At 39.6% G+C, this 21,694-nt stretch carries 27 protein-coding genes and 1 pseudogene; 1 reads left to right on the top strand and 27 read right to left on the bottom strand.

Annotated elements, in window-relative coordinates; genetic code table 11:
• From D8847_RS06035 to D8847_RS05890, 27 genes and pseudogenes are all read right to left on the bottom strand, one after another.
• Positions 1-477: pseudogene (locus tag D8847_RS06035) on the bottom strand (hypothetical protein); the annotation flags it as partial.
• A 69-nt stretch (positions 478-546) separates the two neighbouring features.
• Positions 547-1,110, bottom strand: a complete 564-nt coding sequence (locus D8847_RS06030; protein ID WP_000196169.1) for a GNAT family N-acetyltransferase — start codon at positions 1,108-1,110, stop codon at positions 547-549.
• Between the two features lie 276 nt (positions 1,111-1,386).
• Positions 1,387-1,782, bottom strand: a complete 396-nt coding sequence (locus D8847_RS06025; protein WP_000038699.1) for a helix-hairpin-helix domain-containing protein — start codon at positions 1,780-1,782, stop codon at positions 1,387-1,389.
• 97 nt (positions 1,783-1,879) lie between these two features.
• On the bottom strand, positions 1,880-2,134 hold the full coding sequence (locus D8847_RS06020; RefSeq protein WP_125840965.1) for a DUF1912 family protein: 255 nt from the start codon (positions 2,132-2,134) through the stop codon (positions 1,880-1,882).
• A 9-nt stretch (positions 2,135-2,143) separates the two neighbouring features.
• Positions 2,144-3,478 carry a DUF438 domain-containing protein gene (locus D8847_RS06015; protein ID WP_125840964.1) on the bottom strand — a complete coding sequence of 445 codons (1,335 nt, stop codon included), beginning with the start codon at positions 3,476-3,478 and terminating at the stop codon, positions 2,144-2,146.
• Positions 3,478-3,711 carry a DUF1858 domain-containing protein gene (locus D8847_RS06010; protein ID WP_000368739.1) on the bottom strand — a complete coding sequence of 78 codons (234 nt, stop codon included), beginning with the start codon at positions 3,709-3,711 and terminating at the stop codon, positions 3,478-3,480. Before D8847_RS06010 ends, D8847_RS06015 begins: the two co-directional genes overlap by 1 nt.
• Positions 3,712-4,216: 505 nt before the next feature.
• On the bottom strand, positions 4,217-4,567 hold the full coding sequence (gene rbfA / locus D8847_RS06000) for a 30S ribosome-binding factor RbfA (protein ID WP_001273601.1): 351 nt from the start codon (positions 4,565-4,567) through the stop codon (positions 4,217-4,219).
• A 166-nt stretch (positions 4,568-4,733) separates the two neighbouring features.
• Positions 4,734-7,520 carry a translation initiation factor IF-2 gene (gene infB / locus D8847_RS05995; protein ID WP_125840962.1) on the bottom strand — a complete coding sequence of 929 codons (2,787 nt, stop codon included), beginning with the start codon at positions 7,518-7,520 and terminating at the stop codon, positions 4,734-4,736.
• A gap of 16 nt (positions 7,521-7,536) precedes the next feature.
• Positions 7,537-7,836, bottom strand: coding sequence for a YlxQ-related RNA-binding protein (locus D8847_RS05990; protein ID WP_125840961.1), 300 nt, complete (start codon positions 7,834-7,836; stop codon positions 7,537-7,539).
• On the bottom strand, positions 7,829-8,122 hold the full coding sequence (gene rnpM, locus D8847_RS05985) for an RNase P modulator RnpM (RefSeq protein ID WP_000857568.1): 294 nt from the start codon (positions 8,120-8,122) through the stop codon (positions 7,829-7,831). The genes D8847_RS05990 and rnpM overlap by 8 nt, the downstream gene beginning before the upstream one ends.
• 21 nt (positions 8,123-8,143) lie before the next feature.
• Positions 8,144-9,280, bottom strand: a complete 1,137-nt coding sequence (nusA, locus tag D8847_RS05980; RefSeq protein WP_000032278.1) for a transcription termination factor NusA — start codon at positions 9,278-9,280, stop codon at positions 8,144-8,146.
• A gap of 42 nt (positions 9,281-9,322) precedes the next feature.
• Positions 9,323-9,802 (bottom strand): ribosome maturation factor RimP, encoded by a 480-nt coding sequence (gene rimP / locus D8847_RS05975; RefSeq protein ID WP_000338695.1) that lies wholly within the window; start codon positions 9,800-9,802, stop codon positions 9,323-9,325.
• A gap of 126 nt (positions 9,803-9,928) precedes the next feature.
• The gene (trmB, locus tag D8847_RS05970; RefSeq protein WP_125840960.1) at positions 9,929-10,564 is read right to left on the bottom strand and encodes a tRNA (guanosine(46)-N7)-methyltransferase TrmB; all 636 of its coding nucleotides are present in this window, start codon (positions 10,562-10,564) and stop codon (positions 9,929-9,931) included.
• Entirely contained in the window at positions 10,561-11,355 is a 795-nt protein-coding gene (ccrZ, locus tag D8847_RS05965; RefSeq protein ID WP_125840959.1) for a cell cycle regulator CcrZ, read from the bottom strand. The genes trmB and ccrZ overlap by 4 nt, the downstream gene beginning before the upstream one ends.
• A 162-nt stretch (positions 11,356-11,517) precedes the next feature.
• Positions 11,518-12,129, bottom strand: a complete 612-nt coding sequence (locus D8847_RS05960; protein WP_125840958.1) for a CPBP family intramembrane glutamic endopeptidase — start codon at positions 12,127-12,129, stop codon at positions 11,518-11,520.
• Positions 12,126-12,407, bottom strand: a complete 282-nt coding sequence (blpZ, locus tag D8847_RS05955) for an immunity protein BlpZ (RefSeq protein ID WP_125840957.1) — start codon at positions 12,405-12,407, stop codon at positions 12,126-12,128. Before blpZ ends, D8847_RS05960 begins: the two co-directional genes overlap by 4 nt.
• A 962-nt stretch (positions 12,408-13,369) precedes the next feature.
• Positions 13,370-13,579, bottom strand: coding sequence for a Blp family class II bacteriocin (locus D8847_RS05945; RefSeq protein WP_125840956.1), 210 nt, complete (start codon positions 13,577-13,579; stop codon positions 13,370-13,372).
• A gap of 15 nt (positions 13,580-13,594) precedes the next feature.
• A complete protein-coding gene (locus tag D8847_RS05940) occupies positions 13,595-13,843 on the bottom strand; it encodes a Blp family class II bacteriocin (RefSeq protein ID WP_125840955.1) in 249 nt (82 codons plus the stop codon).
• A 243-nt stretch (positions 13,844-14,086) separates the two neighbouring features.
• Positions 14,087-15,124, bottom strand: coding sequence for a thioredoxin domain-containing protein (locus D8847_RS05935; RefSeq protein WP_125840954.1), 1,038 nt, complete (start codon positions 15,122-15,124; stop codon positions 14,087-14,089).
• Positions 15,125-15,286: 162 nt separating this feature from the next.
• Positions 15,287-15,502 carry a hypothetical protein gene (locus D8847_RS10855; RefSeq protein WP_312023094.1) on the bottom strand — a complete coding sequence of 72 codons (216 nt, stop codon included), beginning with the start codon at positions 15,500-15,502 and terminating at the stop codon, positions 15,287-15,289.
• Positions 15,503-16,156: 654 nt separating this feature from the next.
• A complete protein-coding gene (locus D8847_RS05920) occupies positions 16,157-16,360 on the bottom strand; it encodes a hypothetical protein (protein WP_038804511.1) in 204 nt (67 codons plus the stop codon).
• A 313-nt stretch (positions 16,361-16,673) separates the two neighbouring features.
• A complete protein-coding gene (locus D8847_RS05915) occupies positions 16,674-16,880 on the bottom strand; it encodes a bacteriocin class II family protein (RefSeq protein WP_125840953.1) in 207 nt (68 codons plus the stop codon).
• 240 nt (positions 16,881-17,120) lie between these two features.
• Positions 17,121-17,810, bottom strand: a complete 690-nt coding sequence (locus D8847_RS05910) for a CPBP family intramembrane glutamic endopeptidase (RefSeq protein ID WP_125840952.1) — start codon at positions 17,808-17,810, stop codon at positions 17,121-17,123.
• A 31-nt stretch (positions 17,811-17,841) separates the two neighbouring features.
• Positions 17,842-18,075 (bottom strand): bacteriocin class II family protein, encoded by a 234-nt coding sequence (locus D8847_RS05905; protein WP_125840951.1) that lies wholly within the window; start codon positions 18,073-18,075, stop codon positions 17,842-17,844.
• A gap of 187 nt (positions 18,076-18,262) precedes the next feature.
• A complete protein-coding gene (locus D8847_RS05900; protein ID WP_125840950.1) occupies positions 18,263-18,667 on the bottom strand; it encodes an immunity protein in 405 nt (134 codons plus the stop codon).
• A 28-nt stretch (positions 18,668-18,695) separates the two neighbouring features.
• The gene (locus D8847_RS05895) at positions 18,696-19,016 is read right to left on the bottom strand and encodes a role in replication (RefSeq protein ID WP_125840949.1); all 321 of its coding nucleotides are present in this window, start codon (positions 19,014-19,016) and stop codon (positions 18,696-18,698) included.
• Between the two features lie 14 nt (positions 19,017-19,030).
• Entirely contained in the window at positions 19,031-19,258 is a 228-nt protein-coding gene (locus D8847_RS05890; protein ID WP_125840948.1) for a Blp family class II bacteriocin, read from the bottom strand.
• A 280-nt stretch (positions 19,259-19,538) separates the two neighbouring features.
• Between D8847_RS05890 and blpA the strand changes: the two genes are divergently transcribed.
• Positions 19,539-21,692 (top strand): peptide cleavage/export ABC transporter BlpA, encoded by a 2,154-nt coding sequence (gene blpA / locus D8847_RS05885; protein WP_125418569.1) that lies wholly within the window; start codon positions 19,539-19,541, stop codon positions 21,690-21,692.
• Positions 21,693-21,694 lie beyond the last annotated feature (2 nt).

Here is a 21,694-nt window from a genome sequence, read left to right as displayed (position 1 = left end):
CACATTTCCCGCCCAAAATAACATTATTAAGTTTAGAATTATCAATCCCCATCTTAAAAAATTCCATAAGAAATTATTATTAATTCTAACCTCATTTTTTGAACGTTCCCAATCATATTTCAAGAGTAACCTTAAATACTGACTGAGTATTTGCGATTTTTCTTCTGAGTAATCAAAATCATTTAAAAGGTCCCAAATATGTCCATCTTTCATGTAATACTCATTAGTATATTTAATATTTCTACAATAGCCGTATGGATTGATTTGTGTTCTAAGACTATTTACTGCAGATTCCCTATTTTCTCCATTTAGCAAATCAACAATTATCAACTTTATGTTTTTTCTCCATTCAGAGCGTTCTTTAGTAATATAATCAAGTTGATTTCTTTTACTATTATTAACAAACACTAAAATCGCACTCAAGATAGCCCCTATTCCTGCTCCACTAATTAGAGTAATAATCTGGCTTGTTTCCAATCCTCTCACCTCGCTTTCGAAATTCTTCAATACATCCCAACTGTTCGATTTTCTCGAACAGTTCAACTATCAACTTCTAGCTTCCCACTCACTCCTCAGCAAGCCATATATCAAACTGTCACAACGATTGCCTTGGGCATCTTTGCGTTCTCTTATGCGAGCTTCGAGGGTAAAGCCTAATTTTTCCGCGACTCGTTGACTTTGGGCATTGTAGCCAAAGCAAGTCATCTCAATCTTATGAAGACCCAGTTCTTTAAAAGCTAGGTCAATCAAGGCACGCGCTGCTTCTGGAACATAACCTAGACCCCAATGGTCTGGATGTAAGATATAGCCAATCTCCAAGACATCATCCTCGTGACGACGAGGGAAATCAACAGAGCCGATGACCTTATCGGTTCCTTTAACGACAATTCCATAGCCCGCTGGGAGATTGTTCTTTTCATTACGCTCGGGCAGAATATGCTCCAGATAATAAATCTCATCTTCCAAGCTCTTGACGGGGTGAAATGCTGCTGGATAGGCGACCTCTGGGAGACTGGCGTAGGCATGGATATCCTCGGCATCAGCCACTGTTCGGACTCGTAAAACGAGACGTTCTGTTTCGATTCTTTCTGGCAACTCTGCTCTTGTCATCCTTCTACCTCGCTTTCTACAAAAAATCGTCCCTGCCATATCCATGACAGGGACGAATGTGCTTATCCGCGGTACCACCCAATTTCGGGCAAAGCCCGCAACTCTCGTCTTTAAAACAAAAAGACATTTTTATTTCATTTTCAGTCATTAGCAACTAGTTTTGACACATTTGTGGACTTCTCAGCACCGCCACTTTCTGTAAAATGTGGGATTCAAAACACCTCTAATGGCTCTATTGTAGCAAGTTTTTCTCGGAAATGCAAGGGGCAAGAAAGATTACTTGAAGCTGATTCCGTGCTCTTTTAATTTCTTAATGGTAGCTGGGCCAATTCCTTTCAAGGCAAGGAGTTCTTTTTCAGTCCAGTTTTTAAAGTCAGCAGCCGACTTGATCCCCTCATCATAGAAAGTCTTAGCACGATCTACTGAGAGGCCACCCAAAGTAGCTGCGAAATCTTCTACTGAATTGGCTACTTTTTGAGCTTGTTCCTTGGTCGCTTCTACTGCTTGTTCCACTTTTTTAGAGACAACTTTTCCTGCTTCGCTGGCAGATTTTTCTGCGTGTTTCACGACTTTTTTGGTCTCTTCGACAACTTTGGTCACCGTACTTGAAAAGGCACCTGAGCGACGAAGGCTATTTCGCAATTGTTTTTTACGTTGGAGTTTCTTTGACATGATAAAATCCTTTCAATAAAAAATCCCTGCTCTGACAAGGATTTAATAAAGATATTCTATCAAGATTTTGGGAAAAAATCAAGAAAGTATCTGTATTTTAATAGTTTCGCTCACCAAACAATCCTTCTGGCAAATCATGGAATCCCTTGCCTGCCTTGAAATTTTCGAACTTACCAAGCAAGAACTGGTAGGCATCCAAGCGACTTTCGTAGCGAATCATGGTATCTTTGGCACGTTCGTCTTGGTCTTCTTCGTAGACCTTTTGACTTTCCTTGTGCGCCATGTCGTTGATCATGATCTGGGTATTGACCCAAGCTTCAAATTCCTTCATAAATTCCTGTTCGTAACTCATTGATTCTCCTTATTCTAATCCACGGAAGAAGTCCGTATCAATCTCTCGGTAGGGCTGGATATCCTGAACATACTCCAACACGCCTTGGAATTCCCCGTTTTCATCGTGTACCGCAGCATAGGTAATGTGGACAAACTTGCCTCGCGAATCTGACTTGAACCACATTTCATACTTGTCCTTGACCCCTTCACGAAGACCTTGCATAACGGCCTTCACCTTTTCTAGATATTTGGGCGGATGGCAGAGTTCTACATTGCGCCCGACTTGGGACGGCGTCCGTTTGAAAATCATCTCATCAGCTGGCGTATTGTCATTGTAATACTGAAAAATATCGTCTTTATTGACAAAAGTGATCTCCATAGGGAGGTGATTGAGGATGAGATTGGCCTGCTCGACGGAGAGATAACCATTGCCAAAAGCCTGTTGACTATGACGGTCCAGCACTGCTTCCTTTTCCTTAGGGGTAAAGGTAATGGTGAACTGGCCTTCTGGTGTATCGATAACTTGCTGAACTTGACCTTCAGCCGTGTCCAGCTGCACGGGCTCCTCTGCACTCTTTTCCTCAACGAAACTCTGTCGTTCTGGCACCCATTTCTCGGACGGACGAATGATGGCATAGCCGTAGGCATTGCTCTCCTCCGCAATCTGAATCCAGTCATCCTGGGTGAAAGACTCAAGGAGAATCATGAGGAGGATGGACTCTTCCTTGAAAATCATACTTTCAAACTCTGTCGCAAAAGCTTCAAAGGCCTCCTTTACAGTGGAAATCGCCACTTCTGGTAGTGCCTTAGCCGTCGCTAGAGCTGTCTGAAAGAGTTCTCTGATCTGATCGTCCACTCCCCACATGACTTTAGGAGGTGAATCGTGACCATAGCGCTCCATGATGGGAAAAAAGAGCTCTTCCTTGCGCTGATAATGGATGTCAAATTGCCCCAACAGCCCCATTTGACGTACCAAGCCCTTGCGCATCTCTGCCAGCATTTCCTCATCTTCCATAGACTCATAGGTATCCAACAGTCTCCGAATGCGAATCAAAGCTGCACGGAGAGCTAGATTTTCATCCTTGAAGACGCGAACGGGGTGGCCAGGATGCTCGGTATCCTCTACTTCGACACCCTTAACTGCATTTTTAAAAAGATTAGCATGGACATCACATAGATCCATGACATCTTCAAAGGTGACACCTGAGTCTGAGTTCATCAGCTCGTGCTCCATGAGGGAAATCTCGATGGCTGACACACCTGTAAAGGTCGCATCAAAACGCTCCTGAACTGACTCAGGAGAGGCGCCATTGTGCAATTCTAACAAAATATCCCGTAGTATATGAATCCGTTCATCTGCCATTAGTCTAATCCAATCACTTCGTAGCCATTCGCTTCCAGTGTACGAACAATCTTGTCCATAGGAGTTCCTTCCAGCTTAGAACCCTGCTTCAGCGATACTTTGCGACCGACTGTGTTGCGCATCAAGGGATTAGCAAGCGGTTTAAAACCGAGCTCAACTAGGATTTCCAAGACTTCTGGATGCTTGTCCACCACTTCTGCAACGGGAATTGACACATCTATGATATTATCCATGACGACCTCCATGTATGTTCTAAAATGATTTTACTGCTTATATTATACCATATGGGAAGAGATTAAAAAACTAGCAGTGGTGTTCCTGCTAGTTTCTTTCATTTCAAGTTATTCCTTATCATCTGGCTTTGCTAACCAGTGAGCCGTATCCATTAACTTATCTACAAGAAATAACTTTCCTAGACCAACAACAAGATTGTCATCTTTTTTCATTGTTTTCATCACTTTTAAACCCTGCATCGTAAAAAAGTAATTCCCGTAAGTTTTGGCTAGAATTTAATGAATCCCATATTACCTTCCCTCGTCTAACTGCAGTTTCTAGCTGATTGCTATACCAGACTAGCTAGTTATTGATAAGAAATCATTTCATCTCACTCTTTCCAATTTCTATACTATCATACAAGCTGAGTTNTATAAAGCTTTTTAACATTTTTTTACTCTAGAGAGATTCTCCAGTATTTTTTATTGCCATTTCTCCACCAAAAAAGAGGGTGTCCCCTCTTGCTTAATTCTTATCCAGATTGCGTAACATCTCGTCAATCTTGTTTCCATATTCAATGGATTCGTCTTTGACGAAGGTTAAATCTGGGATTTTGTACAATTTCAAATTGCGACCAAGTTCACGTTTGATGGTACCAGTTGCTTTTTCAAGCCCGATTTGAGCTTTTTGGTTATCCGAAGCAAGGTTACTCAAAATGGTGTAGTAAACCTTGGCAACAGACAAGTCACCCAGCATCTGAACATCTGTAATGGTCACACCTTGGACACGCGGATCACGGACTTTCTTTTGCAAAATCTCATTGACTTCACGCTTGATTTCCATGCCCACACGATCCGTACGGAAATGATTTGCCATGATATTCCTTTCTCTACTTTGAACCAAAAGCTAGGCCAGCAGACCTAGCTATTTCTAGAAGATAGAGGAACTAGAGCCATTTGAATCTAGGAAACAAGCCTTAGATAGAACTAAGGGTTCATCAAGACGCTGTTGACGACGAGTCAAACTGGCTATCGTTTCTCTATTATCTCTTGATTTCTTCCATGACATAGGCCTCAATCACATCATCAGTCTTGATATCATTGTAGCCATCAATCATCAATCCACCTTCACGGCCGTTTGTAACTTCTTTGACGTCATCTTTGTAGTGTTTCAAGCTGGCGAGTTCACCGTCATAGATAACAACACCATCACGAATAACACGGACTTTAGAGTCACGGGTAACTTTACCACTCGTAACCATGAATCCACCGATAGTTCCCACTTTAGATACCTTGAAGGTTTCACGGATGATTGCTTCACCGATAACTTTTTCTTCGAATTCTGGATCAAGCATCCCTTTCATGGCTTCTTCCATCTCTTCGATAACCTTGTAGATAATGCTGTGGAGACGGATTTCTACATCATCTTCTTCTGCTTGTTGACGCGCTTGTGGTGTAGGGCGCACGTTGAAACCGATGATAAAGGCATTTGAAGCTTCCGCAAGGGTCACGTCAGATTCATTGATGGCACCGACCGCTGAGTGAACGATGGTAACTTTGACACCTTCTACGTCAATCTTTTGAAGTGAGGCAGAAAGGGCTTCAACAGAACCTTGTACGTCGGCCTTGATGATAACGTTAACAGACTTGAGCTCACCTGCTTTAAGCGTATCAAAGAGGTTTTCAAGGCTGACACGTTGGGTTACTTGACGTTGCTTCATAAGAGCACGTTTCGCACGTTCTTCACCTGCTGCACGCGCAGATTTTTCATCTTCGTAAACAGCAAAATGGTCACCCGCCATTGGCGCTTCGTTTAGACCTGTGATAGAAACTGGTGTTGATGGACCTGCAACCTTAACACGACGACCAAGGTCATTGGTCATGGCACGGACACGACCGAAGGTATTCCCGACAACGATTGGATCTTGGACATTCAAGGTACCTTGTTGCACAAGAAGGGTTGCGACCGCACCTTTTCCTTTATCCAAGCGAGCCTCGATAACTGTACCGATCGCACGAACTGTTGGGTCGGCCTTGAGTTCTTGGATTTCAGCTACAAGTAGGACCGTTTCCAAGAGTTCATCGATATTTTGGTTGAATTTTGCTGAGATTTCTACAAACTCAGAATCTCCACCCCAAGCTGTTGACATAACACCGTGTTCAGCCAATTCACCGATAACGCGTTCTGGGTTGGCACCTGGTTTATCAATCTTATTGATGGCCACGATAATTGGAACGTTGGCCGCTTTTGAATGGTTGATGGCTTCGACAGTTTGAGGCATAACCCCGTCATCTGCCGCTACAACCAAGATGGTAATATCGGTAACAGAGGCACCACGCGCACGCATAGATGTAAAGGCCGCGTGTCCTGGTGTATCAAGGAAGGTAATCTTCTTGCCATTTTCCACAATTTGGTAGGCACCGATATGCTGAGTGATACCACCTGCTTCTCCTGTCGCAACACGAGAATTACGAAGGGTATCCAAAAGTGTTGTCTTACCATGGTCAACGTGTCCCATGATGGTGACAACTGGTGGACGCTCAACCAATTCATCTTCATTGAGATAGCCATCTTCGACAAAGAAACGTTCGATGTCGGCATTATCCACTTCAACCTTTTGTTTAGCTTCGATACCGTAATCCACCATGAGGAGTTCAATGGTCTCTCCATCCAAGGATTGGTTTTGTGTGGCCATAATTCCCATCATGAAAAGCTTCTTAACGATTTCAGCTGGTTCACGTTTGATACGTTTTGCGATTTCCGCAACAGTCATACCATCTGTATATTCGAATTCTGTTGGCAATTCGTGGAACTTACGCTCTGTAACAGGTTTTGGAGTCTGATTACGATTGTTCTTGTTATTGCCTTTTTTGTTCTTCTTATTGTTATTCCAGTTACTATTTCTTTGATTTCTCACTTGATTCTGACTACTTCGATTCTTTTGTTGTTTTCTAGGACCACCTTCTTCGTGATCATAATCATCACGTTCTTTGTCTGGTCGAGCTTGTTTTTTACGACGTGTATCCACTGGTGCTTCTTTCGCTACAGGAGCTACTGTTACGACTGGCTGCGTTTGTTCAGCTAGCTTAGCAGCTTCTTCAAAGATTTCCTCTGGCTCCTTGCGTTTATTAGCTTGAGCCAAGGCTTCTTTGGCAGCTTGCGATTGTTTGAAGCGCTCCTCGCTTGAGCGTGCGTACTCTGCATTTTGCTCTGCTTTTAGGGCCGCTGCACGGGCTTTAAAGTCAACACGTGGTCCAGCTTGTTTTGGCTGGAAGTCTTGTTGCTGACGGCGATTATTGCCACGATTCCCTTGACCTTGTGGTTTTTTCCCTTGGTCGTTAAATCGGCGATTGTCGCGGTTTCCTTGACCAGGTTTTCCACCATTACGACCGTCATTTTTCTGACGGTTACCGTTTTGTTGTTGGTCACGGTTGTTGCCCTTGTTTTGTTTGCGTCGCTCTGCCTGCTCTTTGGCACGCGCCTCACGCTCCGCCTTGAAGTTTCGACTCTGTGGTCTTGCGGCCACTACTTTTTCTTCCTTAGGAGCTGCAGGTGTAGCTGATTTGCTTTCTTCCTTAGCGGCTACTGGTTTAGCTGATACAGACTTTTCTGCTTTCTTTTCTACACTTGCTTTTGGTGCTGCAGGTTTTGCTTCTGCCTTAGGAGCAGGTGCAGGTTTAAAGCTAGCTGCGATTTGCTCAGCAGCAGCAGCTTCCACACTCGATGAGTGGCTTTTCACATCCAAGCCCAACTCTTTTGCACGCGCTACAACTTCTTTACTTTCTTTTCCAAGTTCTTTTGCGATTTCGTACAATCTTTTCTTAGACAAATCATGTCCTCCTCTTCTATTCCATAAGAGACCTCATTTTCTTTGTAAATCCAGCATCTGTCACAGCCAAAACCCTTCTCGGTTTCCCGACTGCTATGCTTAATTCCAGTGTTGAAAACACGGTTATAACTTCTACTTGATAATAGTCACTTTTGTCTTGAATCTTCTTGGTCAGATTGGGACCAGCATCATGGGCTAGAAAGACTAACTTGGCTTTCTGGTCTTGGATGGCTTTAACCACCAATTCCTCTCCTGATATGATCCGGCCTGCTCGTTGAGCAAGTCCCAAGAGATTACTTATCTTTTGCTTATTCAAGTCCTAACTCTCTTCTTTTCACTTTGTGATCCACATAGGCGATCAACTCGTCATAAAAGCTTTCTTCCACTTCCATGTTAAAGCTACGGTTAAAGACTTTCTTCTTTTTTGCCTCTAGGGCTTCTGTATTGTCTAGCTTGATATAAGCGCCACGGCCATTGGCCTTGCCTGTCGGATCGATAAAAACCTGTCCTTCTTTGTTCTTGACAATGCGGAGCAAATCACGCTTATCAATCACTTCGTTGGATACAACAGACTTGCGCAAAGGGATTTTTCTTGTTTTCATCTTTCCCTCCTCTAGCAGCTTTTATTCTTCTGTCAATTCGTCCGCAGCTGCGTAATCCACTTGACCTGCTTCTTCCATAGCTTCAAATTCGCTGGCAGACTTGATATCGATACGGTAACCCGTCAAGTGAGCTGCTAAGCGAACGTTTTGTCCACGACGACCGATTGCAAGAGAAAGCTTGTTATCAGGTACAACGACCAAGGCACGTTTACTGTCGTTTTCATCAAAGATAACTTGGTCAACCTCTGCCGGTGCGATGGCATTGTAGATAAACTCAGCTGGATCTGCTACCCACTCAATAACGTCGATGTTTTCTTCGACAGGAATCATACGATCACTCTTGGCATCATAGCGAGCTGGGTGGAATTTGCTGGTGATTTTCTTGATGTTGGCACCACCACGCCCAACGATTGTCCCGATAGCGTCCACGTTTGGATTGTGGCTACGAACGGCAACTTTCGTACGGTCACCAGCTTCACGAGCTACGCTCATGATTTCAACAGTTCCATCGTAGACTTCTGGAATTTCTTGCTCCATCAAGCGTTTGATCATTTCAGGATGGCTACGGCTAACAAAGACGTTGACACCACGAGGGTTGTCTTCAACCTTGTAGACATAAACTTCGATACGATCGTGGGAAGCAAAGACTTCTCCAGGGATTTGGTCTTGTTTGGACAATTGAGCTTCGATGCTACCAAGGTTAACATAAATGAAACGGTTGTCGAAACGTTCTACTGTACCTGACATGATTTCTTGTTCATGTTCTTTATAAGTATTGTAAGTGATAGCACGTGTTTGCTTGCGCATTTTTTCCATGATGGTTTGTTTAGCAGATTGGGCTGCTACACGACCAAACTCAGCAGGTGCTTCTTCAAACTTGATTTTGTCACCAAGCTCATAGGCTGAATTAATGGCAAGAGCATCTTTCAAGCTAATTTCCAAACGGCTATCAAATACTTCATCAACAACTTCACGGACAGTATAAACTGTAAAGTCACCTGTTTTTTCGTTGAAGTCAATAGCTACGCTGTCAGATTGACCATAGCGTCTGCGATAAGCGGAACGAAGCGACTCTACTACTGCGTCGATGATATCTTCTTTTTTGATTCCCTTGTCTTCTTCCAAAATGCGGAAGGCCTCTAGCATTTCTTTACTCATGTTCTTTTTACTTTTGAATCCTCAAAAGCTATCCTTTCTTTTCTATAGTTTTACTGCTAAACGTGCTTTTGATACTAAACTGTATGGAATTTGGACGGTTTTCTTACGTGTCTTGTCCATATACTCCATGGTCAACTCGTCCTCTTCAAAGGATACCAAGGTTCCTTCAAAGACTTTTTGCTTATCGATGGCTTGGTAGAGTCCGACATGGATGTATTTCCCAACTGCTCCAGCGACGGCATCCTTGGTTTTCAAAGGACGTTCCAAGCCTGGACTGGTGATTTCTAGGAAATATTGTTCTGGGAAGGGATCAGGCTTGATAGTATCAAGAACAGGACTGATGATTTCTGTCAGGTCTGCCGTGTCGTTCAAGGTAATTCCTTCGGGTTTATCTACAAAAATACTGAGAATCATGTCACTGCCAATCTTTCCATACTCGATATCCACGAGCTCGAAAGGCGCTTGGATGACAGGTTCTACAACTTCTCTGACTAATTCTACGATTGTTGCGATTGCGTCCACCTCCTCATAAGCAAGAGGCGAAGATATTTCCCCGCCTCTCTTTCTCATATTCTTACTATCAGTATAGCACGTTTGTCAATTTATGTAAAGCATTAGCACTCAACCAGCTGGTTTTCAAGCTATTTCTTAAAATTCTGCTTCAACTCGGTAGATCACTTGACCTTTGCTGGAGAATTTTTGCTCATACTCTGTCATGACATTGCCTTCAAAATCACTGGCATGCAAGTCCAGCCAAACCCCATTGAGTTTCATCCCATACTGAGAAAAGCTCACCAGGCTGTACTCAAATAAGCCACGGTTATCCGTCTTGAAATGGATTTCCCCATTCTCAGGCAAGATGCGCTTGAAGGTATCCAAGAAACTCTTGTAAGTCAAACGACGCTTTTCATGGCGTTTTTTAGGCCAGGGATCTGAAAAGTTTAGGTAGAGACGATCAATCTCACCGTCTTCAAAGTAGTCTGTCAAATCTGAACCATCGACCCACAGCAATTTGATATTGGGCACTCCAACTTCAGGCACCTTGTCCAAGGCATAACTCAATACCGACTTTTGAATGTCAATCCCGATGTAGTTGATGTCAGGATTTTGCTTGGCCATCCCGGATACGAAGGCTCCTTTTCCACTTCCAACTTCAACATGAATAGGATGATCATTTCCAAACAAGTCTCGCCATTTCCCTTTTGCTTCCAAGGGATTGAGGACCACATACTGGGGATTCGCCTCCAGTAACTCTGTCGCCCCTTTACGATTTCTAACTCTCATCTCTTCTTTCCATACTTGTCACGGAAGACACGCAAGGCGTAAATCTCCCGGTTTACATTGTCTAAATCTTGATTTTCACAGTATTTGGCAATCTGGTTCAAGTAAGAATACTGACCATACCAATACAATTTATCTAACACTGTCTGATTGTACTTATAGCCGTAGTCTCTCAACCATTGGTGCCACTGATGATCCGGAATGTAGTGGCATAGCAAATGCGCCACATCAAACATACGATCCGTCAGACGAACCGAATCCCAATCCACTAGATAAACGAGTCCACTCTCTGTCTCAATCCAATTACTATGACGAAGATCTCCATGCACAATCGTTGCATGGTCTTCCCTAAAACCTGGAACCGTCTTACCTAGCTCAGCAATCACACTGTTCAAATAGTGATTCTGCTTCAAGATTTCTGGAACTCCTTGCTGCCAAGAACGTAGCAAATCAACTGGTGTTTCCATGGTGTATCCCAAACGGCTCAACTGCTTCATCAAGGGACGCGAGCGGTGAAGGCGGTTCAAGATATTGATAATCTGCTTGCGATTCATATCGTAGGGGGTCAAGATTTTACCCGTCAGCCATTCCTGAGCACACATATCACGGCCATCTGGCAAACGACGAGTCCATAGTAATTGAGGAGCGATTTGTTCTCTGGCTAGGCCAGGTAGGATTGGAGAGGTGTTCATTTTTACAAAGACGCGCTTCCCATCAGGGTAGCTTCCCATATAAGCTTTGCCACTCTTCCCAGGGATAGGGGTCAGCGTTAGCTCATTATCACCCAAGTCCATTTCTTTCCTCCGTATAAAGTTTCCTTACTATTCTACTAGTTTTTGGTCTATTCGTCAACCGCTCCACACCTGATTCTCAAAGAAAAGCATCTCAATTGGCTCAGGCTATCATTATAGCTTAAAAAAGGCAAGCACCGTCTTCTGCTTACCTTTTCATGATTTTTAGAAATAAGTTAAAAGTGGCAAACTGTTGTAAGACATGTGGACTAGAGTAGAAACCCACAAATTTTGGCTCTTTTTATAAACAAAGCCCAGCAACAAGCCCCCAAGTAGATAATAGAAAAACGAAGGCACATCGTAAGGTTCATGCATGAAAGAAAAGAGAGAGGAAGTCAGTACAAGCCCTAACCAAGAATTTTCAAATATAGCCCCCTGAAGAAGTCCTCTGAACATGAGTTCCTCCTGGATTGGTCCCAAAACTGTAACACTTACAATAAAGGAAAGCGAAAGTCCTTTACTCGTTTCCTCAAGGTGTTGAGCCGAGGCACCAGAAGCAACTGAGAAAAAAGCATGATAACCTATATTTACCAGCACCGTAAGAAGAAAGGTTCCAATGAACAGCAAGAGTTGTTTCTTGCTTAAAATCCCCAAAGAAATCATATCAAACCATCTCGCATAGGCAAAACTAAGGAAAAGCAAGAGAGTCTTTACAACAATGAATGTGTACTGGTGTTGAAAATAATCTCCTTGATTGACGGAATACCCCGCTGCACCAACGATTGCAAAGACTAAAAATCCCAAAAACAAGGCATGACATTTATTAAAAATTCTCATAAAACTATCCTCCCCACCAAACAGACTTCCCTACACGTCATCTTTTTCTCTAGCCTTTCCAAAACAAACCATTTGAGTAACCAAAATCCGACCACATAACCACCCCCTAAGAAGATGGCCATTAAAGATAGCATGGGATTTAGGAAATAAAAGATCACAACAGATATAAAGGTTAGCACAAAAACATTAAAGGCAATGGTGTCAGAAGCCAAGACTAGAATATAGAGCGTCAACCAGTCTAAGGTTTTTGAATATGGGAGAAATAAGTGTTTATACATGATGTATTCCTATACAGCATAGAGAGTATAAACTCAAAGAAATACCTGGATTAATAACTCTATATACCAATCAAATCCTCTAATGTGGCCATAAAACCGAAACTGCCGCCCCCACCAGCTGCACAAATTAAATAGATCTGAATAGTCACCATTTATATTTTCATACTACCATCCTATCAAACAAATAATCAAAACAGACAATTCTACTTTCAATTGTTCACCTTTCGCTCCACTTCCATTATAGAATTTTCCTGACTACTATAGGATTGACTAACTTCTCATGATTCGTTGTTACCATGCTTTCAGCTCTCATCAGAACCTCACATCAATAGATAAGTCGTACATCTTTTCTCGTACACTCTCGTGATTTAAATATATGGATTAGGTATACCTATTTGTGCTTTAGAGTGTGAAGCCACTTTATCCTCTAAACGTGTCTTACTATAACATTCCTGTTCTTTAAGCCACGATTTCGCTATGCCTTCTTCTCCCCGCTACCTCACGATAGTCAGGTTTGAGAATCGCTATTGAATTCACCGGTAGCGGGTGCACACGGAGGACTTACACATCAAATAAACGTCATGCCCGTCGTACTCAAAAAAGAAAGGACGAAATTAGTCCTTTCTCGATCTTAGCTTTTCTTCAACTCACTACAGTTGACAATGAGCCAAAGGATAGTTAATAACCTATTGAAGTATCAAATGTTGCTAACTCCATTTATCTTCAAATTTAAATAGACACATTATCGGAGTTATCAGTAAGAAAAAATCTAACCAATTCAGATAATTCATAATATAGGATATAATACCAGCCATAACGAAAAGGTACAAAGCTGTACGATATCCTCTCTTTGGGTTTTTATCAGCCTTGGTATTAAAAATAATGTACACACAACAAATTGCAATGAGTATAAGCTGAATCATAGTTTCATTTAACATATTAATACCCATTCCTTTTTTAAACTATTTTGGGGGTCTCAATCCAAAAGCTATAATGCCACCTACTATAGCGCCCCCTGTTGCGCAAATCAAGTAAGCTTGAGGGCCTCCAGTAATACAAGATTGTCCTGCCTGAAATGCACCCGACAAGGCTCCTACAACTACATCTCCTCCCAATCCACCTCCAGAAATATTACTTAATTCTTGATTGTCTACTATTTTGTAATCAAACATAATTTCTACTCCCTTCTATGGCCAAATATTATCAGCAATTGCAGTAAAAGCACCACCAAGTTTAGCTCCAGCCCAAGCACAGCCAGCAGTCATAGCCCATGCGGAACCACCAGTAAGGAGTCCTCCTACCGTACACATAGCAACTCCGATACCTGCTCCATAGACAGCTCCTTTTCCTACTGTTCCCCAATCAGTTCCTCCCTCAATGCTAGCCAGCATTTCAGTATCCATAACCTCTAACTGTGACAACATTTTTGTATCCATGACAAATACTCCTTTTTATTTTTAATTTTTGTCTTGTTGCAACTTTGACAAGTTTAGTATATCATCGTTTATTAATTTTTTTCATCCAAATCTTGAATTGTCATCGAAACGTCTTGAATTGTTAAAAAATTTAAAAAGCAAGCATTAAAAACATGCTTGCCCTTTCACTCTGGTCTATAGGAAAATTCTAGTCATATGTTATTACAAACAAATAATATCATTGCACCTGTTTACCATCTATTTTTATTTATGAATTTTTTGTTTCACTTTAATCATTATAGAAGCCATAAAAAACGCGACAGCTAGCCGAATCAGTTGGTAACTTTTTTCCTCTCCTGTTTTCGGTAATAATTTTTCATTCGAAGTAATAGATTGGCTTACATAATCAGGCCCCTTAACATCGGTTAAAGGAGTTTTATTTTCTTGAGCAGCATCAAAAATAGGTTTGAGAGTTTCCAATTGATTCTTATTGTCTAATATTGCTAAATCGCCAGATTGAGTAGTTTTAGCTTTGGAAGTTGAGTTTATACTCTCCACTTTCCCACTATTTTCACTATTAGAATTGGGATTATCATTGGATATTTTCATTTCGGTTCTTTTTTCATCACTCATACCTTTACTTTCACTTACAACTTTATCACTAGTACTCATGCTGTCATTTCTGGTTTTCTCATCATGCACACTTTCTGTTACTGTATCCTCAGAAGATGCTATTGTTTCCGTTTGCTTAGGTGAGTTTCTAGAGTACATATAATCATACACCTGTTGTGCAGTCGCTCCCCCACCAACCCATCCAGATATCGGATGTCCATTTTTTAAATACAAAATTGTTGGTGTTCCTGGAATACCGACTTTTTTAAATAGAAACTCTCTCGCTTCCCCGTCAAAATCTTTACCATCTAAATCATAATACTCTAACTTCTTTTCAATCAGGTTATTAAATTCTTTCAATTCAGGAGAAAATTGACGACAATGAGAGCATGTTTTTCTACCAAAATATATAGTATGTTCCAATTGGTCCCCGGTAAAAGATTGACGAACGGCTTCAATATCTATCTTTTTAAAGTCAGCAACATTCTGTTCATACTCCTCGGGAGTTACAACGGAAGATTTATGCTCCACATTTTCCGTACCCGATTGCAAATCTGGTGCCACAACAGAACTATCATTAGCCCGGATAGAGGAAGAAGTAGTCTGTTCTTCTGCATATACAACACATGTAGTAATAGATGCAAATACAAGTGGTACAAGTAATAGCGATTTTATCTTTTGTTTCTTCATATAGGAATACTCCTTTACATTTGTTATCTTTATCTTACCTTATTTAAGATTACAAATTCATCCAAATCTTGAATTGTCATCGAAACGTCTTGAATTGCAAAAACTTCATTATAAAAGGGTAAGTATTTCAAAAACACTTACCCTTTTATACTTCATTAGCTTCTACTTTTTATAATACTTCAATCCCCAAATGAGCAGAAGCATGATAATCAAGCAGAGAATAGCGCCAATGTAGACAATTAATTGCTGATAGGATTCTGTTGCTGTGATACCTCTATACAAACAAATAATACACATAAAGCCTGTCAAGCCGATGAACATAAGTTGATTGATTCTAGGACTAACCAGATCATCATCTTCAAACTCTCTTATCCTCATTTCCCTAGTGAGATAAACAGTAACCTAACTAGAAGCAATTGAAAAACTAAGGAAAAATGTAAAAACTGACGAGATAAAAATAGATAAGTAGAGACAAGCAAAAGCAACTGACCCAGGAATAATCTCGCAAAGAATATGATTCGTTTTTTAGCAAGAAAAGCTTTCATTTCTTTTCTTTCTTTTTAATTAAAACAAAATAGATCATAACCGCAATCAGATAGGCTATGGTATAAAATAGATGATACCAAATACTCTCCCTAAGCGGATAAAGAAAGATGGACATGATCAGATACAAGGTTAAAATGATTAATATTTTTTTCTTCATAAGATTTCCTCCTAAATGTATGCTTTATCTTAGTTTAGCTACAACCTTTACACTGCTAGTATAGCACTCATTTTGATTTTGAATCACTGAAATCATAAATGATCATCAAAACATCTTGAACAATAACAAGATTTTCATCTATACAAAAATAGTTATACTCAACAACAATCCAACTAAAGAAGTTCCAACTAGCCATTAGTTTTTAGTTTTCACCTATTTAAATCAGCTAAAATAATCCTTAATAGCACCTGTATATTATAGTTCCGGAGTTTCAACAAAATACCGAACAAGTCGATTATTCAATTTTTATAGAAGTTTACAAGCACCTTTTAACATGGAACTGGAGGTGCAGGATTCCATGAACTTTTTGGAATGCATACTGGAGGAACATATGGACCAGGTTTTATCATCCCTCCGATACTCTTCAAAATCCCCCAGCCAATACATCCGATATCTCCAATAAAACAGTCATCTCCACCACTAATTGTCTCTAATTCTACTTCATTCAAAGCAATATAATCAATTTTTTTCATTGTTATAATTCATTCCTTTCGTTTTACTCAAGGCACAACACAGAATGAAAAAGTGTTGTGCTCTTTATTTTGTTTTATAATAATAATGAGAAAGCCTATCACTACTACAAATCACGGATAGGTGAATAAATGAGTGGTACAGCCACTACCTCGTATTTTTATAGGTGTCATTCTTTCCATCAAGCACAAGAACTGTGACTAGGAGCACGTAAACTTATAATTGAATAAGCGACTCGTTTGCAAAAGAACAGTTTCTATCCGTACATAGGTCATTAAGTTATATATATTCTTATACAATACAACACTATTATATCTATACACGAACACAGAACCACTGATGAGGATTTTTCCGGCATTGATTCGTAAAATCACCAATTGCTGTATCAACAATTCTACCTACAACATAGCCGCCTACCCCTGTCCAAAACACAGCATCGTCAACCCCAAATATTCCTCCCTCTATTCTATCAAGCATTTCATTATCTATAACAGAAAATTGTGACATCATTTTTGTGTCCATGACAAATACTCCTTTTTATTTTTAATTTTTGTCTTGTTGCAACTTTGACAAGTTTAGTATATCATTGTTTTTTAAAATTTTTCACCCGAATCTTGAATTGTCATCGAAACGTCTTGAATTGCTCAAAGAGCACAATTTCCTTAGTCAACTAATAAGAAGTGAATAAAATTAAATTCTATTATTCAGAAATCTAATCTTATTCACTTCTCATAATCGATAATTATTTTTAATCTACTATTTTTAGCTAAATACCCTGTGTAAAAAAGTCAGCAAAAATGGTAATGTTGCGAAAATATTATTAATCACATGCACTGCATAGGATGGATAAATGCTCTTGGTATAGCGGGTCAAACCAGCAAAGATGATTCCAACTGTTGCAAAGACGAAGATATCTAACAGACTAGGCAGGCTTGAAAAATGAGGGAGAGCAAATAAAATAGAGGGAAGAAGCAAATCAAGACCAAATCTCGAATCTTTAAAAAAGGCGTGTTGCAGTAATCCTCTATAGATTAACTCTTCCATCAGTGGAACCAGAAAGAACAGGGCTATGTAGATACCCAATTCGGCAAAGTTAGTCCCACTATAACCAATCAATACAGCCCAACCTTCCGCAGTTGACTGGACATGTTTAGCTGTCTGAACGTTAAAAGAGATCTGGAGCACTACCACTAATACTGTCACAATCGAATACCAAAGCCATTTTTTTCTTGGAATACGAAAGAGATAACCATGGCCTGTCTTAACCAGAATCCAAATCATGACTCCGATAAATAGCAAACTCAAGATATTTTGAATCCAGAAGAAATTGCCAATCTGGGAAGAAAATTGCCAATAGTTTTGAACAATAAGCGTCAGCTGAGAAAGGCCAAATACGAAAAATAGGTAGGATAAAATTGCACTTGTTTTGAATAGAAGCTGATACTTTTTCATAGAAATTCTTCCTCATTTCTTATATTTCAGCCTATATTCCACATAAATGAAAACCTGCTCCTATATAACCAAGGTCACGATAACCACGCGGGCAGTACCCACTTACTGGAAAAGGACCTGAATTTTTTAATATAGAAGGGTAAGAACCAAATGGACTTTCCTTATAAGCATACCCTCTATAAATATCAGATACATCCCCACCCTCTATACAAGCAAGCATATCAGTATCCATAATCTCAAATTGTGACATCATTTTTGTATTCATGACAAATACTCCTTTTTTATTTTTAATTTTTATCCTGTTGCAACCTTGACAAGTTTAGTATATCATTGTTTTTTAAAATTTTTCATCCAAATCTTGAATTGTCATCGAAACGTCTTGAATTGCAAAAACTTCATTATAAAAGGGTGAGTATTTCGAAAATACTCACCCTTTTATACTTCATTAACCTCTACTTTTTATAATACTTCAAACCCCAAATAAGCAAAAGCATGATAAGCAAGCATAGAACCGCGCCAATATAAGCAATTAGTTGTTGGTAAGATTCTCCTGCTGTGATACCTCTATACAAACAGATAATAGACATAAAGCCTGTCAAACCGATGAACATGAGTTGATTGGTTTTAGGACTAACCAAATCATCATCTTCAAATTTTTTCACTCTCATTTTCCTAGTGAGATAAACAACAGCCAAAATAGAAGTTAAGTTGATAACCACTAAAAGAAATTGGAAAACCAAGGAAAAATTTAAAAACTGACGAGATAGAAATAGATAAGTAGAGACAAGCAAGGGTATCTGTCCGAACAACAACCTCACTAAGAATACATTGCGTTTTGTTGCAAATATTTTTTTCATTGCTTTCTCCATTACAATTAAATGATATCTAATCATTTTCTAAAATTTGATAACTTTTGTGAAATGTTTTAGCAGAAACAACTCTATGATTGGTGATATCTAGATAATCACCTGGATAACCAAGAACATACATTCCATAACCAGCGAATCCTCCTCCAACTGTTCCAACTAGACCAAACTTGATATTCGTTGCGAGAGAAGTGTTGAGACCTGCCATTAGAATGCGCACATGATTATCCAACCAAACCATATAATTTTTTTGAAAAGCTTCCTCTACCCAACTTGGTTTAGGAGTTGCTTGACCAATTTCCCAAACATCAACAATTTGATTCCCATATTTTGCCTTCATAGCTTCAATCCTTTTTAAATACCGTTACATGAGTTTGGAGTTCCCCCTATACCATATGGACCACATGGTTTTGAAAAATGTATAATAGGCCACTTACCATTTAATTGATCCAAAGTTGGAGAAGGTGCTAGTCCACCCAATAGACCAGAAAGCATATCTCCCCAACCTCCGAAACCTCCTTCAACTTTCGCAAGCATTTCATTATTCATAACAGAAAATTGTGACATCATTTTTGTATTCATGACAAATACTCCTTTTTTATTTTTAATTTTTGTCCTGTTGCAACCTTGACAAGTTTAGTATATCATTGTTTTTTAAAATTTTTCATCCAAATCTTGAATTGTCATCGAAACGTCTTGAATTAGCTTTTCATTTGAAACCACCTCTAAATTTTTTAAAAAAGATAATTTCTAATCACTTTTTTACCATTCAGGAAGTTTCAATGACAATTCAAGATTTTATAAAATATGAGCTTATTATCATGGTATAATAAATTCATATTTTATATGAAAGGATTTGCCAATGACTTCTTATAAACGTACATTTGTTCCTCAAATAGATGCTAGAGACTGTGGTGTCGCTGCCTTAGCCTCGATTGCCAAATTCTATGGTTCAGATTTTTCTCTAGCTCACTTGAGAGAACTTGCAAAGACCAATAAGGAAGGGACGACTGCTCTTGGCATTGTAAAAGCCGCTGATGAAATGGGCTTTGAAACAAGGCCTGTTCAAGCAGATAAAACGCTCTTTGACATGAGCGATGTCCCCTATCCATTTATCGTTCACGTTAACAAAGAAGGGAAACTCCAACATTACTATGTTGTCTATCAAACAAAGAAAGACTATCTGATTATTGGTGATCCTGATCCTTCTGTAAAAATCACCAAAATGTCAAAAGAACGCTTTTTCTCTGAATGGACTGGAGTAGCTATTTTTCTAGCTCCCAAACCCAGCTATCAACCCCACAAAGATAAAAAGAATGGTCTACTGAGCTTCCTCCCTCTGATTTTTAAACAAAAATCTCTCATTGCTTACATTGTTCTCTCAAGCTTATTAGTCACTATTATCAATATCGGTGGTTCTTATTATCTCCAAGGAATCTTGGATGAGTACATTCCAAATCAGATGAAATCAACTTTAGGAATTATCTCAATTGGTCTAATTATCACCTATATCCTCCAACAAGCCATGAGCTTCTCCAGAGATTATCTCCTAACTGTTCTGAGTCAGAGATTAAGCATTGATGTAATTTTGGCCTATATTCGCCATATCTTTGAACTTCCTATGTCTTTCTTTGCGACACGTCGTACAGGAGAAATCATTTCACGCTTCACAGATGCCAACTCTATTATAGATGCCTTAGCTTCTACCATTCTCTCTCTTCTTCTTGATGTTTCCATTCTGATCCTTGTAGGGAGCGTCTTACTAGCACAAAATCCTAACCTCTTTCTTCTTTCTCTTATTTCCATCCCTATTTACATATTTATCATCTTTTCTTTTATGAAGCCTTTTGAAAAAATGAACCATGATGTCATGCAAAGTAATTCTATGGTTAGTTCTGCCATTATCGAAGATATCAACGGGATCGAAACCATCAAGTCACTCACAAGTGAAGAAAATCGCTACCAAAATATTGACAGTGAATTTGTCGATTATTTGGAAAAATCCTTTAAACTTACTAAATATTCTATTTTACAAACTAATTTAAAACAAGGAACAAAGTTAGTTCTTAATATCTTTATCCTATGGTTTGGTGCTCAATTAGTCATGTCGAGTAAGATTTCTATCGGTCAGCTGATTACCTTTAATACACTTCTTTCTTACTTTACAACTCCTATGGAAAATATTATCAACCTACAAACTAAACTCCAATCTGCGAAGGTTGCTAATAACCGCTTGAACGAGGTCTACTTAGTCGAATCTGAATTTCAAGTTCAAGAAAATCCTGTTCATTCAAATTTTTTGATGGGCGATATTGAATTTGATGACCTTTCTTATAAGTATGGTTTTGGGCGAGATACCTTAACAGATATCAATCTAACGATTAAAGAAGGTGATAAGGTTAGCCTAGTTGGAGTTAGTGGTTCTGGTAAAACAACTCTAGCCAAAATGATTGTCAACTTCTTTGACCCTTACAAAGGACAGATTACCATCAATCATCAGGATATTAAAAATATTGATAAAAAAATCTTGCGACGTCATATTAATTACCTGCCCCAACAAGCCTATATCTTTAATGGCTCTATCTTGGAAAACTTAACCTTGGGCGGTAATAGTATGATTAGCCAAGAAGATATTCTAAAAGCTTGCGAATTAGCTGAAATCCGTCAAGATATTGAAAGAATGCCTATGGGCTATCAAACTCAACTTTCTGATGGAGCAGGTCTGTCAGGAGGACAGAAGCAACGAATCGCCCTCGCTCGTGCTCTTTTAACTAAATCTCCTGTTTTAATACTAGATGAAGCTACTAGTGCTCTCGATGTTTTGACTGAGAAAAAGGTTATAGATAATCTTATGTCCCTAACTGATAAAACCATTCTCTTTGTAGCCCATCGTCTAAGTATAGCCGAACGGACTAACCGTGTCATTGTTCTTGACCAAGGGAAAATCATTGAAGTTGGTAGTCATCAAGAGTTAATACAGGCGCAAGGCTTCTACCATCATCTATTCAACAAATAAGG

Origin of the sequence: Streptococcus mitis (assembly GCF_003942795.1) — a bacterium.
Taxonomy (GTDB): Bacteria; Bacillota; Bacilli; order Lactobacillales; family Streptococcaceae; genus Streptococcus; species Streptococcus mitis_BJ.
The sequence above is the reverse complement of the archived record's forward strand: the minus strand, read 5'-3'. Positions and strand labels throughout refer to the sequence as shown.